Source organism: Gemmatimonadaceae bacterium, assembly GCA_036496605.1.
GTDB lineage: Bacteria > Gemmatimonadota > Gemmatimonadetes > Gemmatimonadales > Gemmatimonadaceae > AG2.
In genome coordinates, this window is the sequence record DASXKV010000038.1 from 101,996 (window position 1) to 115,196 (window position 13,201).

14 protein-coding genes are annotated in these 13,201 nt (G+C 64.1%); 7 read left to right on the plus strand and 7 right to left on the minus strand.

The features are described from left to right. Positions 1–147 precede the first annotated feature (147 nt). The 3 genes from VGH98_15450 to VGH98_15460 are packed head-to-tail and all read left to right on the plus strand — an operon-like array spanning position 148 to position 2,354. Positions 148–555, plus strand: coding sequence for a cupin domain-containing protein (locus VGH98_15450; GenBank protein HEY2377372.1), 408 nt, complete (start codon positions 148–150; stop codon positions 553–555). A gap of 11 nt (positions 556–566) precedes the next feature. Then, positions 567–1,577 (plus strand): aldo/keto reductase, encoded by a 1,011-nt coding sequence (locus VGH98_15455; protein HEY2377373.1) that lies wholly within the window; start codon positions 567–569, stop codon positions 1,575–1,577. An 18-nt stretch (positions 1,578–1,595) separates the two neighbouring features. Then, complete coding sequence (locus VGH98_15460) at positions 1,596–2,354, plus strand: class I SAM-dependent methyltransferase (GenBank protein ID HEY2377374.1); 759 nt, start codon at positions 1,596–1,598, stop codon at positions 2,352–2,354. A 51-nt stretch (positions 2,355–2,405) separates the two neighbouring features. On the opposite strand, the gene VGH98_15465 is transcribed toward VGH98_15460, so the two are convergent. Then, positions 2,406–4,823 carry an ABC transporter permease gene (locus VGH98_15465; GenBank protein ID HEY2377375.1) on the minus strand — a complete coding sequence of 806 codons (2,418 nt, stop codon included), beginning with the start codon at positions 4,821–4,823 and terminating at the stop codon, positions 2,406–2,408. Positions 4,824–4,973: 150 nt separating this feature from the next. On the opposite strand from VGH98_15465, the gene VGH98_15470 reads away from it, so the two are divergent. After that, complete coding sequence (locus VGH98_15470; protein HEY2377376.1) at positions 4,974–5,612, plus strand: PAS domain S-box protein; 639 nt, start codon at positions 4,974–4,976, stop codon at positions 5,610–5,612. 41 nt (positions 5,613–5,653) lie between these two features. Here VGH98_15470 and VGH98_15475 read toward each other — a convergent pair whose 3' ends face one another. Further along, positions 5,654–6,091 (minus strand): hypothetical protein, encoded by a 438-nt coding sequence (locus VGH98_15475; GenBank protein ID HEY2377377.1) that lies wholly within the window; start codon positions 6,089–6,091, stop codon positions 5,654–5,656. 63 nt (positions 6,092–6,154) lie between these two features. Between VGH98_15475 and VGH98_15480 the strand changes: the two genes are divergently transcribed. Then, positions 6,155–6,652, plus strand: coding sequence for a cupredoxin domain-containing protein (locus VGH98_15480; protein HEY2377378.1), 498 nt, complete (start codon positions 6,155–6,157; stop codon positions 6,650–6,652). Between the two features lie 9 nt (positions 6,653–6,661). Here the strand turns inward: VGH98_15480 and VGH98_15485 are convergent, their stop codons facing one another. Together VGH98_15485 and VGH98_15490 are read right to left on the minus strand one after the other, a co-directional pair. After that, positions 6,662–7,267 (minus strand): hypothetical protein, encoded by a 606-nt coding sequence (locus tag VGH98_15485; GenBank protein HEY2377379.1) that lies wholly within the window; start codon positions 7,265–7,267, stop codon positions 6,662–6,664. 150 nt (positions 7,268–7,417) lie between these two features. Then, positions 7,418–8,914, minus strand: a complete 1,497-nt coding sequence (locus VGH98_15490; GenBank protein ID HEY2377380.1) for a hypothetical protein — start codon at positions 8,912–8,914, stop codon at positions 7,418–7,420. A 260-nt stretch (positions 8,915–9,174) separates the two neighbouring features. Between VGH98_15490 and VGH98_15495 the strand changes: the two genes are divergently transcribed. Further along, on the plus strand, positions 9,175–9,585 hold the full coding sequence (locus tag VGH98_15495; protein ID HEY2377381.1) for a DoxX family protein: 411 nt from the start codon (positions 9,175–9,177) through the stop codon (positions 9,583–9,585). Next, positions 9,582–9,965 carry a cytochrome c gene (locus VGH98_15500; GenBank protein HEY2377382.1) on the plus strand — a complete coding sequence of 128 codons (384 nt, stop codon included), beginning with the start codon at positions 9,582–9,584 and terminating at the stop codon, positions 9,963–9,965. The genes VGH98_15495 and VGH98_15500 overlap by 4 nt, the downstream gene beginning before the upstream one ends. 19 nt (positions 9,966–9,984) lie before the next feature. Here VGH98_15500 and VGH98_15505 read toward each other — a convergent pair whose 3' ends face one another. The 3 genes from VGH98_15505 to VGH98_15515 all read right to left on the minus strand — a co-directional run bounded on the left by VGH98_15505 (position 9,985) and on the right by VGH98_15515 (position 13,158). After that, positions 9,985–10,185, minus strand: coding sequence for a hypothetical protein (locus VGH98_15505; GenBank protein HEY2377383.1), 201 nt, complete (start codon positions 10,183–10,185; stop codon positions 9,985–9,987). 220 nt (positions 10,186–10,405) lie between these two features. After that, the gene (locus VGH98_15510; GenBank protein ID HEY2377384.1) at positions 10,406–12,268 is read right to left on the minus strand and encodes a CocE/NonD family hydrolase; all 1,863 of its coding nucleotides are present in this window, start codon (positions 12,266–12,268) and stop codon (positions 10,406–10,408) included. Continuing rightward, positions 12,265–13,158 (minus strand): hypothetical protein, encoded by an 894-nt coding sequence (locus VGH98_15515; GenBank protein ID HEY2377385.1) that lies wholly within the window; start codon positions 13,156–13,158, stop codon positions 12,265–12,267. Before VGH98_15515 ends, VGH98_15510 begins: the two co-directional genes overlap by 4 nt. Positions 13,159–13,201: the final 43 nt, after the last annotated feature.

Genomic DNA, 13,201 nt, shown 5'->3' on the forward strand with positions numbered 1-13,201 from the left:
TTTTTTTTGTGGTTGAGCCGGGCTTGACTCGAAGCGGAGGCGCTTGCTCTGCACAGTGCTGCTGTGCTTCATTGCTACGGACCGGAAGCGTCGTGCGCGCTCGACGTCTGGTCATGTAGTCGTTAGGCGTCGCGAAGGAGAACAATCATGGATATCAAGCGAGCGGGCTCGCAGCCGTCCGCGAAGGGAAGTTCCGAATGGTTCACCGGAACCGTTCGAATCGACCCGTTGTTTCAGGCGCCCCCGCCGGCACGCGTTGTCGCCGCAGGCGTCACCTTCGAGCCCGGTGCGCGCACGGCGTGGCACACACACCCGCTCGGTCAAACGTTGATCGTGATCGCGGGGTTCGGCCTGGTTCAGCGCGAGGGCGGACCCCGCCAGGAAATCCGCCCTGGCGACGTGGTGTGGTTTCCACCGAACGAGAAGCACTGGCACGGTGCGTCGCCGACCACCGCGCTGACCCATATCGCCGTTCAGGAAGCGCTCGACGGCAAAAATGTGAATTGGATGGAGAAGGTGACCGACGAGCAGTACGGCGCCGCGAGCACACCCTAGCCCTTTCTCTCATGCTGCCCACGCGCAACCTCGGTAATCAGGGCCTCACCGTCTCCGCGATCGGGCTCGGCCTCATGGGCATGAGCCACGCCTACGGCACGCCGGACGAACGCGACGAGCGCGAGTCGATCGCGACCATTCACCGGGCCATCGAGCTCGGATGCTGCTTTCTCGATACGGCCGAGGCGTACGGGCCGGGCAAGAACGAAGCGCTGCTTGCGGGTGCGTTGAAGTCGCTCGGGAGCGGTGCGAGAGATCGTGTCATCATCGCGACGAAATTTGGTTTCACGTTCAATGAACAGGGCGTCATCGCCGGCCTGGACAGCCGGCCGGCGCACATTCGCGAGGCGGTCGACGGCTCGCTGCAAAGACTGGCGACGGATCATATCGACTTGCTCTATCAGCATCGCGTCGATCGCGCCGTGCCGATCGAGGACGTCGTCGGTACGATGGCGGACCTCGTGCGCGTGGGAAAGGTGCGCTTTCTCGGTCTGTCGGAGGCAGGCGAGCAGACGATTCGTCGCGCGCACGCGGTGCATCCGATCTCGGTGGTCCAGAGCGAATACTCGCTGTGGGAGCGCAATCTCGAGCCGCGTATCGTTCCGCTCCTGCGCGAGCTGGGTATCGGCCTGGTTCCTTTCGCGCCGCTGGGCCGCGGTTTCCTGACGGGCACCGTTAGGCGCGCGGAGGAATACCCCGAGGGTGATTTTCGGCGAGGGGACCCGCGGTATCAGGGCGAGAATTTCGACGCGAACATGCGGGCAGCGTCGGCGGTGCGCGAGCTGGCGAAAGGCAAAGGCGCAACGCCGGCGCAGGTCGCCCTCGCGTGGTTACTCCACAAGGGTGACGACATCGTACCGATTCCCGGCACGAAGCGACGCCGGTATCTCGAGGAGAATCTCGGTGCGGTCAACGTGCGTCTGACGCGTGACGAGCTGTCCACGCTCGACGCGGCACTGGCACCCGAGCGAGTTTCTGGCCCGAGATATGCGCCTGCCCAGCAGGCGACGGTCGATCGTTAGGCATCTGCTTCTCCGCGTATGAACGAATTCGAGAGCGAGTGGTTTGCGAACGAAGCGTTCTGGCGCGAAACGTACCCGTTCATGTTTCCGGAGAAGCGCGTTGCGGCCGCAACCGGTGAAGTCGAGCAGATTATCGCCCTATCCGAATGCGCCGGCGGTCGCGTCCTCGACTTGGCGTGTGGACCCGGGCGGCACAGCATCGCGTTCGCTCGGCGCGGCTTTGCGGTGACAGGTGTCGACCGGAGCCCGTTCTTGCTCGAGCACGCACGGGTGCGCGCGCGTGAGAATGACGCCGACATCGAGTGGGTGCAATCAGATATGCGGGCCTTTCGCCGGTCGAGCAGCTTCGATTTGGCGGTCTGTCTCTTCACCTCATTTGGATTCTTTCGCGATGACGCGGATAATCGGCGCGTTCTCGAGAATGTCGCGACGAGCCTTCGGCCCGGCGGTGTGTTCGTGCTCGACCTGCTTGGCAAAGAGATTCTGGCGAAGGTGTTCACCCCGACTTCATCACACGAAATGGCGGACGCGCTCATGGTGAGTCGCCGCCGAGCAGTCGAGGATTGGTCACGGATGGAAAACGAGTGGCTGGTCATCCGCGACGGAGCGTCGCGGACATTCCCGTTCAGTCACTGGATCTATTCGGCGCGCGAGATCAAGGAGATGTTCCTCTCGGCGGGCTTCGCAGACGTTTGCGCGTACGGAGACTATTCGGGGGCACCGTACGGCCCGGAAGCAACTCGGCTGGTGATCCTGGGCCGCACCGATCCGCGTTAGGCAAGCGAGCAGCCCAACAGTGCGCAACAAGCCGTGCCCATCGCTCGAGCGCTAATCAGCCCGCAACGCGATTGCGGGGTCGACACGGCTGCTCGACCGTGCTGGAATGGCGCTCGCCAGGAGTGCGACGACGCCGATGATCGTGGCCACGATGCCTAACGTCACAGCGTCACTCGGCGAAACCTCGAAGAGCAGCGAAGTGAGGAGACGATTCGTCGCCAACGCAGCGATCATGCCGCTCACCGTGCCTAACGTTGCGAGTAGAACACCGCGGCGTACGACGAGGCGGGCGACCTCGGCCGGTGACGCGCCGAGGGTCATGCGAATACCCAACTCGCGCCGGCGCTGACGCACCATGGTGGCCAGAATGCCAAACAAGCCAACGCTTGCGAGGACGACGGCGCTCAGCCCGAAGAGAATGAGCAGGAGCGCGTTCATCCGCGGCTGCGCGAGCGGGCCGGCGAGCAGATCGTCGAACGGTACGACGCGCGCGAGCGCAACGTCGGGCGCGACGTCGGCGGCAACGTTTCTCAGCGTGGCTGCGACATCGCCGGGAGATCGTGTCGTTCGCACGATGAGCGTCGTCGGTGCGAAGGGGAACTGTGACTGCAGCAGCGGGAAATAGATCGTCGCACGACGCTCGCGCAGATTCCGATAACGTGTATCCGGCACTACGCCAATCACGGTCATGAATCCTGAAGCCGGGGATGCTCCGCGCTGGATGCGCTTCCCGATCGGGTCCGCGTTAGGCCAGTAGTAATGGGCCGCGCCCTCGCTCAGCATGACCACCTGCGGCGCGCCGGCGCGATCCGCTTCGGCAAAGGCGCGTCCCTTGGTGACGGGGAGACCGAGCGCGGCGAAGAACTGCGGCCCGATAACCTCGAAGTCGAGCATCGGATTATGCGCCGCTTCCTCCTCGGACTGACCCTCGGCGCTCGGCCGCCCTTCCCAGCTCCTCGTGTCGGAGTATGGGACGGACACGACGGGAGATGCGGCGAGGATGCCTGGCATCGCCTGGATGGAGGTGAGAAGTCGCTCAATCAACCCATTCGCGGCCGACTGGTCGTGATCGCGCTGAAGCACCAACTCGGCGACGATGACATGCGCGGGCATGAAGGCCAGATCGGCTCGCTGCAGGCGCCAGAGGCTGCGGGAGAGAATGCCCGCGGCCGACAGCACGAGCACGGCGAGCGCCACCTGTGCTGCGACCAACGACTCGCTGAGTAGTCGTGAGCTACGGCTCGCGCTTTGGCGTCCATCGGACCGCAAGGCGCCCTGAAGGTCCGTCCGGGACGCCATCAGCGTGGGCGTGATCGACGAGAGCAGGGCCGCGATCGCGGTGGTCGCGACGGCCGCACCGAGCATCGAGCCGCTCACACCGATCTCATCGAGGCGCGGAATCCCGTTCGGCGCGATGGCGACGAAGCCGCGCACGAGCGCGGCGGCAATCAAGGCGCCCAGCGCGCCACCGGCGAGAGCCAGGACAGCGAGCTCGGTCAGCAGTTGACGGACGAGTCGCCCGCGGCTGGCGCCGAGCGCCGACCGAATGCCGATCTCGCGAACGCGCGCCAGTCCTCGGACCAGCAACAGATTCGCAACGTTGACGCACGTGATGAGCAGCAGCAGACCAGCGGCAAGAGCGAACGCAACGAGTGGCGCACGCACGTCGCCCAACACGAGCTCGGGGAGCGTGTGAGCAACGCCGCGCACGTCGGCGAAGAACGCGGCAGTTCCATTTCGATGGAAGAACGTGGTTATCTCGTTCTGCGCGTCGGACGGAGTTGAGCCACGTGCCAGGCGGCCGACGATGTCGAGACTCGCATAACGAGTGTATGGTTGAGGAATCGCCGTGAGGAGCGAGACCCACACATCGGCGCCGCGCGGGAAATCGAGACCTGGCGGCATCACTCCAACGATCGAATAAGTTCGGCCATCCTCGAGCGTCGTGATCTGTCGCTGCAGGACATCGGTGGCGCCGCTGAAGCGCTCTTGCCAGAAACGATGACTCAGCACCAGCACCGGCGCCGCGCCCGGCGCGTCGTCTTCGGGTCGCAGCGTTCTGCCCAGCAGTGGCCGAATACCGAGGACGCCGAAATAATTGCCCGAGACGAGCGCGCGTTGGAGGCGAGACGTCCCGGCGAGCTCACGAACGGTGACGGGCGACGCGCCATTGTACAGAACGTACGCGGCGCGACTCAGCGTCCGAGTGAAGCGGAAGAACTCCTGCGCGCCGTCGTAATCGAGGGGGACATTGTCCAGGCCCTTCCTCGGTGCCTCGCCGTAGAGCACGACGATGTGATCCTGATCGACGACGGGGAGCCGGCGAAGCAGCACCGCGTTCGCGACGGTGAACACCGCAGTCGCGAGTCCGATGCCGAGCGCGAGTACGCCGATGGCCGTTGCCGTGAATGTCGGTGCGCGGCGAAAGCCGCGGATGGCTTGCTTGACGTCCGACTCGATGCTCCGCATCGCAATTTCTCCGGTGCGACGGTTTCGTTCACGAGTTGCCGTCGTCGTCTAGGGAGCACGGCGAACGAACATCCGAGGCACTCGCGCTCCCTCGACTAGCTTAACGCAGAATTGATGGACATGCGCTGCGCCAAAACGCATTGATTACGAATGAGCCACCGAATCGATTCGACGTTGACCGCCGACGGCAATGGCGCCGTCGAACCAGCCCATATGCTCGAAGAGCGGTTCTTCGATCTCTCGATCGACATGCTCTGCGTGCTCGGATTCAACGGCTACTTCCGGCGGTTGAACAGGGCCTGGGAGCGCACGTTGGGCTTTACGGTTGAGGAGCTCCGATTGCGTCCCTTCATCGAGTTCGTCCACCCGGACGACCGCGCGCGCACGCTCGGCCAGAACGGTCGGGTCAGGGGCGGCGGGCAGGCACTGGAATTCGAGAATCGCTACCTCTGCAAAGACGGCTCGTTCCGCTGGTTGCGGTGGAATGCGACGCCGGACCCTGGACAACAGCTCATTTACGCGGTGGCGCGCGACGTCACGGCGGCCAAGAATGCCGACGCGGAGCGCGAGCGCCTGGTTAGCCAGCTGACTTCCGCCCTCGCCGAGATCAAGATGCTGCAAGGTATCCTGCCGATGTGCTCATATTGCCGGAAGGTCCGCGACGACGAGGATTATTGGCTGACGGTGGAGTCGTACGTCTCGCGCTACGCGCAGGTGAGCCACGGCGTATGTCCCGACTGTATGCGGCAGTACGTCGAGCCGGACCTGGCGCGGATGGACACCGAATAACTCGTTAGGTAATCGTCGGCTGTGCCCGCCCGATGGCGCCGCTACGCTCCCGTTGACGGCAGCACGGAGAGGATCTTTTCATCACTCGACAACGTCACGTCCATCGAGTCGCCCGGCGCGAGCGAGAACGCCCCGCTACGGACGACGCGCCCGACGGCAAAGATCCGCGCGATGACGTTCACGCGATTCGCGCCGCCAATGATCGCCGAGGGCACGCGGAGTGTTTCCGTCTTTCCCGCGAAGACGGTTCCGATCCGCATCGGATCGCCACCCTGGCCCATCGCGTAGACGTCGGCCTGGTCGGTCGACTGGTTGTGGAAGACGATCGCTGCTTCGGGCTCGGCGCCTCGGTGGAAGGGGCCGCACGCGGTAGTGAGGAAGACGATGCCTGCCAGGACAATGATGTGACGGACGGCGATACGCATGAGCTTTCCTTCAGGGATCAGTCCGCCCTTTGTTGCAACTCTCGCGCTCGACATACGAATCGATACGCGAAAAGCGTCCCAAACAATCGTCCGGCCATGGCGCCGGCCTGAGGCTCCATGAAAACGATCATCACTGCGCAGACTCTCTGCTATCTGACTCTCGCGCTCGCACTCGGGTGTTCCAAGGAGCCGGCTCGAGGCACAGAGGCAGCGCGTGCGGCGCCTTACCGACCGCAGACTCGCAACATCACGATCACGACTGTGCCTCTCCTCGTGAAGGAACAGCAGGGCGTGCTCCCCTTCCTGACGAGAGACTTCGCAAAGGGGGGTGTGCTGGAGGGAAAGGAGGTTTACGCGTTCTCGCCATCGAATGTCGTAGTCGTGGAGGGTGACACGATCCATTTCACATTCATCAATCCCGAGGACGACGTGCATTCGTTCGTGCTTCCGGACCTCACCGTGCCATTGTCCCCGCAGAAATCGACGAGCGCGACATACGTTGCGAAGCGCGCGGGCATCTACCCATTCGTCTGCGCCATCGCCTCGCACCTGCCGATGATGTCAGGGCAGCTGATCGTGTTGGCACCGCCGTCCGTCGCGACGAGCACGAACTAGAACGGCTGCCTAACGACCGCCGAAGTTGTAGCGCACGCCGACGCCGAGGCCCCAGCGCGTCGCGCCATCGAGCCGGGCGGTTTGCGTGGGGAACGCGGTTATCTCCCAGTGAGCAGAAGGTGCCATGAGATAACCGAAGAAGGCACCAGCGAGACCGCCGGCGGTGACGAGAAGGAGGTTGCGATCCAGGTAGGGCTCGTCGTTCTCTTGAGCGCTCGCCGCCGAGTCGCGCTCGGCCGCGCAGCGGGGCTTGTCATCGAGGCAGCGGATCACCGCGGCAGTCCCTCCCGCGAGCAATCCGATTACCGCGAGGACGGTCACCGTCTGGTCTCGGGACCCGACGTCACGCTCAACCTCCAGGCGCGCGACGTCGCTGCGCGCGAAGAGAATCCGAACTGCCCCATCCTCGTCAGGCTCGACGACAATCGAGTCGTTGCCGATCGAGCGCAAGCGGCCGGTAATCGGCGCGCTATCGCTCGCGCTCTGATACAGACGAACGTGATTCCCCGGTACGACGGCGGCGGGAGAGGTCTGCTGCGCCAGTGAGCACGGGCTCGCGCCGGCAACCAGGGCGAGCGCGACGACAACGGTGAGCGTTCTGGCAACAATCTGCATACGACCGGTCCGTCGTTTGGGTGCGGAGCAGAGTTACGTCGGGCTGCAGCCCCTTCTATCACGACGGACGAGCGGATGTTCCTACGTGTTGGACCGGCTATTCGGACCGGGCCCGGGGAGGTTGGTGTTCGAAAGCCGCGCTCATGAGGTCTAGAATGCCAGCCAGAGATACAGGTAGAGGGTGTTGTTATTCGATGCGTTGCGTCCGGCGGCGTCGTAGTTCGTCGTCGCACCATTGAACTTGTTGTACAGCACGTACTGCGCTCCAATGCGGGTATTCTGCCATGGGTTGTAGGTGAACTCCCCGAGGAGCCCTGAGGTGTTCGGACTTCCGGTGCGGCTGCCGGCGACGGCAGCGGGTGCGTACAGCGCCGGGTCCATGTTACCGCTCGTTAGGAAATACTGAAGACTCGCGCCGTACCGAAGGCTGGGGACATAGGATGCGCTCGCGCGGAGGGTCTCGAGCGAATTCTTGAGAAAGTCTGCAGTCGGTGGCACCACAGCGCGCGCGGCGTTGAGGGTTTGATTCTCGTGGATATAGGCAACCCGTCCAATCAATGTGCCGGGATCGACTTTCTGCTCGATTTGGGCATCGATGGCGACATCAGTGTAACGGTTGATCAGGCCGGTGACTCCCGTAGGGTACAGTTGCGAGGCGAGACCGAAGGTGCCGAGCATGAGATACGTGGACGGCGTCTGATGCTGAAGGGCGACGCGCCAGTACGGAGCGACGCCTTTCGTCACATTGGTCGCGCTCGAATCCAGTGGCTGGGCGGTCCCTTGCGGCGCGGAGCGATACGCGGTGACCTCGGCGTACAATAGATCTCCCCAGAGCGAGTACGCGCCGAGGCCGACGACCTGCTGACCGAGCGCTCCGTCGATGATCGTGCTGCCGATCGGTGATGGCGCGACCTCCGAGCTGATGAAGGGGAAGCCCCACGCCGGAGTGGTGTTCCAGAGGTCCTGGACGGTGGGATTGTTGTTGACCGTCAAGCCGAACAGCAGGTCGCGCGCGGCGAGCGACGTGTGCGTTGCGTACCGCACGTCGATGTTGTCGATGCCGAAGCTGCCATCGGGGGCGGCGTAGGTGAACTGGGTGAACGCGCCCATTTTCGGCGTCAATTGACCCGCGAGGAAGACGCTGAACTGCTGTGGAAATGACGCCGTGTTGTTCTGGGTTGCCGGCTGCGCTTCCGACGTGTGCGTCGTTGACGTGACGAGCATCGCCGACAGGGGCGGGATGGGGGAGAGCTTCAACGTTTCGCTCGTGGTATCGGCCGGCTGTCCAATCGTCTCCAGGCCCGTGAGCGTGTAGCCGTTCAGCTTGAAGAGACGGCCGAACGGTGTGAGTTGAGGAAATTGATAATGACAGGCGCTGCACGCGAGCTTGGTCTGCCGCGAGAAGCTCGGGACGCCCCTGTGGACCGCAACGAGCGCCGCGATGAGCGATGCCGGCGCGACCATGCGATCGCGCCCAATGCCCGGCACGAGCTGCGTCGAGTCTCCCGTCTCGGCGACGGGAACGCGCAAATGTCCAATATCGCCGTTGCTCCCACGCGCGATCGCGGGGAAGATGGCCATCGCACCGCCAACGACGCAGAACAGCACTGCGCGAGCTCGGCTCACACACATCTGCTTGAGTCGCATGCGACGTCCTCGAGATAAAGAAGAGAACCCCGTCCGGCTGGGCGGCCGCGCCATCGCGCCGGCCGACTGACCAAGCTAGATGCCCGTTTCCGGTCGTGCAGTGAGGAAGCCGGGCGATATCTGTCAGAGAAACCCTGACATGGCAGCGGTCGCCGTTAGTATACTCTCAAGCGTCGTGACGAAACGCGGCGACGATGGGTGCTTTGCGCAGAGGTCTCATCGGCGACTGCTCACTTACGAGGCGCTCTGTGGACGCACAAGTGGGGTCTGTTCTCGAGCGGTGGGGACTTGTACCGCTCCGCGTCGTAATCGGCGTCGTATTTCTGATGCATGGCGCGCAAAAGTTGTTCGTCTTCGGACTCGCGGGTACCGCCGACATTATGGGAAAGCTCGGCATTCCACTCGCGACTCTCGCGGCCGCGATCGTGATCGCCGCGGAGTTCCTAGGCGGAATGGCGATCATCACGGGATTCTTCGCCCGCTGGGCCGGCGTGGTGCTCGCGATCGAGATGTGCGTCGCGATTCCCGTGGCTCGCCTGAGCGGCGGCTTCTTCGCGCCCTACGGTTTCGAGTTCGAGTTCACTCTCCTCGGCGCCTGTCTCACGTTCGCCGCGATCGGATCCGGGGGCATGTCACTCGATCGAATGCTGGGGGCGCGCCGGCAGCCATGAGGACGAGCAAGGTTTCCGCGCGGCTGCTCGTTGTTATGGCGGTTATCGGGGCGCGTCCAGTGCTCGCACAGCAGACGGCGCCTGACACCAGTGCCATCACGCCGCAAGCCGTGGATCAGGGACGCGCGATCTTTCACGGAAAAGGAACGTGCTTCGCGTGCCACGGCGCGCAGCTCGAAGGGACACAGCTCGCGCCGACGCTCAAATCGCACGCGTGGCGCGACGCCAAGAACGGCCAGCTCGACGAGCTTTTTCGGGTCGTGACGCACGGCGTCCCGTCGACCGTGATGGTCGCCTATCCCGGCGGAATCTCTCGCACCGACGCGCTGAACGTCGCCTCGTACATCTGGTCAGTCAACAACCGGAACGCGAAGCCGTAAAGGCGGCGTTAGGCGTTCGTCAGTGATTTCGAACGGGGTGCCAGTGTGGTACGCGCGCGATACGGCGTATCCCGCGCCACAACTGCACTGACCACTCGTCATGCCAGAGTTGATAAAGCAACCAGAGCGTGACCAGTACGTCGAAGAGTATGGCGAGGATGATGGCGAAGATCGGGAACAGCATCCCGACCAGCACGATGACTACCGGAGCGCCTCCCATGGGCCTCCTCCCGACCGGCTGCTGCCGGTCGATACCGATGTATCGGTGAGCTGGGCGCCGTCCCACCTGCGCGGCGCGAGCGAAAGGTCAGATCACCGACCTCGGGCTTCTCGCGTGAATCTGCTGCGTTGGAACCGCAGAACAGTCAGGGCTAACCGTACCGTTGCGTCCGCAGTTCGCTGATCCGCACAGATTCGCGCTGCTGCCCCGTGCGCCGGACTCATGGCAGAACTGGCAGCTCCACGCGCGAGGCTTGCTGCGCCGAGTGATACACGCGTTCGGTCGCCTTGGTGAAATCGGAGGCCTTCGCATTGTAGATGTCGATGAACCGCTGCGGGTTTCGATCGACGAGCGGGAACCAGGTACTCTGAATGTGCACCATGATCCGGTGCCCCTTCTTGAAGGTGTGCAGTACGTCGTCCATGCCGAACGTCACGCGCTCGACCTTGCCCGGCACGAATGCCTCCGGCCGCGAGTAGCTGTTCCTGAACTTTCCACGCATCACGTCGCCACGCACGAGCTCCTGAAAGCCGGCCGTCTTCGCGGTCGTCGTTGGATCGTCCGCTGCGCCGACTGGATGCACGTCGATGAGCTTCACGATCCAGTCGCCGTCGGTACCACTCGTGGAGACGAACAGCGTCGGTCGCACAGAGCCAGCGATCGTCAGGTCTGCGGCGAGCGGCTCGGTCTCATACACAAGCACGTCGGGACGAGCCGCCGTGAAGCGCTGATCGTATGCCATGTAGTCCGGCTTCATGCCGGTGTTGTGCTGCTCGAGGAAGGGCACGGGGGCCGCCGGGTCGCTCACGTACTGGTCGAAGGCAGCGCCCTCCTTGCCTAACGGGGCAACGGGTGACAGCGCGCCGGCGGCATGGAGATAGAGTGCGCGCGGCGTGGCCTCTTTCGGGGGCCAGGCATCGAACGTCCGCCACCGGTTGGTGCCCGTTTCGAAGGCCGTCGCCGCCGGCAACGAGAGATCCTCGCCACCCTCGAGATAGTGCCTGAAGAAGGGGTATTCGATGCTGTCGCGGAAGAACGCACTCGTGCTGGATCCGAATCGCAGATCGCCGAGCGCATCGCCGGTGCCGCGACTCCATTGACCGTGCGACCACGGGCCGAGTGCAATCCGATTCGATGTCCCGGAACTCTGCCGCTCGATGGACTCGTGCACGATCAAGGCGCCGCGCAGGTTGTTGGCGTCATACCAGCCGCTCACCGTCAGCACTGCGGGCGTGACATTCGTGAGCTGTGGTCCAACACGGCGCGCCTCCCAGAAGGCGTCATCGGTGCCGTGCGCCATCATGTCGTTCCAGAATGGCGCGCGTCCTTTGAGATACTTGCGGTCGGCATTCGAGAGCGGGCCCATGTCGAGGAAGAACTGGTAGCCGTCGTCGGTACCGAAGTCGAATCGGCCGGGATGCTGGGTCGTCGGCGCCGGTCTCGCGGCACCGCTCGTGGCAAAGAACTCGAACGCACTCGCCAACCAGAAGGCACCATGATGGTGCACGTCGTCACCAAGGAACCAATCGGCCTGGGGTGCTTGCGGCGACGCCGCCTTGAGCGCGGGATGAGCATTCACTAACGCCGCAGCCGTGAAGTAGCCGCCGTACGAGATACCCCAGATGCCAACACGCCCATTGTTGTGCGGGACGTGCGCCACGAGCCAATCGATCGTGTCGTACGCGTCGGTGCTCTCGTCGGCCGAGATCGAGCCGGCCATGCCGCGCCAGGGGGTCATGTGCACGAAGTTGCCCTCGGACATGAAACGCCCGCGCACGTCCTGATAGACGAAGATGAACCCGTCGTCGGCGAATCTCGCCGAGGGCCCAATGGCGCGCGGGTACGCCGTCGGTCCGTACGGTCCGACACTGTACGGCGTCCGCGTGACCATGATCGGATAGCGCCGCGAGGTGTCGCGAGGCGCGTACACGACGGTGAAGAGGTGCGTCCCGTCGCGCATCGGGATCTTCACTTCGGTCTTTGCGTAGCGAGCCTCGATCGGTGCGGGTGCCTGCGCCGCGACGCTGATAGTGAGGACGATCGAGAGGAAGCAGGCCAGCCTGGACGCCGACAGGATTCTCATCGCACCACCTGCTCGAGCAAGTAAAAGGACCGCCCCGCCGCGGGGTCGCGACGGAGACCAATGACGACATAGCCGCTATCGAGTGCCCATTGAAAATGCTGACGGGTGGCGGCGTGCCAGGTGCGCGCGTCGGCCGGTGCCGTCGTGAGGAGCTGCGCGAACTCCGAAGGAATCTCGAGCCGTAGCCGCGGCGGCGTGGCCCCGCCGACGCCGATCAACGGATCGTCCGCTCGGGGCCGCGCGGTGAGGATGGGTGTGCGCTGATCGGCAGGATCGAGCGTCGACGACGCGACGTGCGCGGGCTGCGAGGTGTCGCTTCGGACGACGAGACGATCGGTGGCTAGACCGTGGTGCAAGGGACTTCCCGTGTTACCGTACATGTCCGGCACGTAGCGCACGACGCGCGCACCGAGGACGTTGAGGTTGAGGTGCGCATTCTTCGCGATCAACGGATCGTACGTCCAGTACATCTCGGCGATGTTCCGCCGAAGCAACTCCTGCCGCTGACATTCCTTGAGTCGGCGTCCGACGTGGGCGTCGCGGAGCCGATCGCGCACGCCGAGCATGTGCGACCAGTGGATGATCTTTCCCTCCTCGTCGATACCCGTTAGGCCGAAGACGAAGCCATCCAGCTCAGCGTGGGCATCGAAGGCACCGAACGCGATGCCGCCGACGTGCATCGCGACCTGCAGGATCGTCCCGGGCACCGGATCGAAAGTCGTGCCCCAGATCTCGCGTTGGAGCTCGACGCACGCGTGGTAGTCAGCGGCCGATACTAATGGACGGATGACCAGTGCGACGGCATGCGCGTCGGCGGCGTACGGTGCCGACGATGAGAACGGTGGGGCGGGAGCGGGGTCGGGGGCGGGGCCGGATCGTTGTGCAGTCACAGACTCTCGCGCGACGGGGCCGGGGTGGGGAAGCGAACTAATG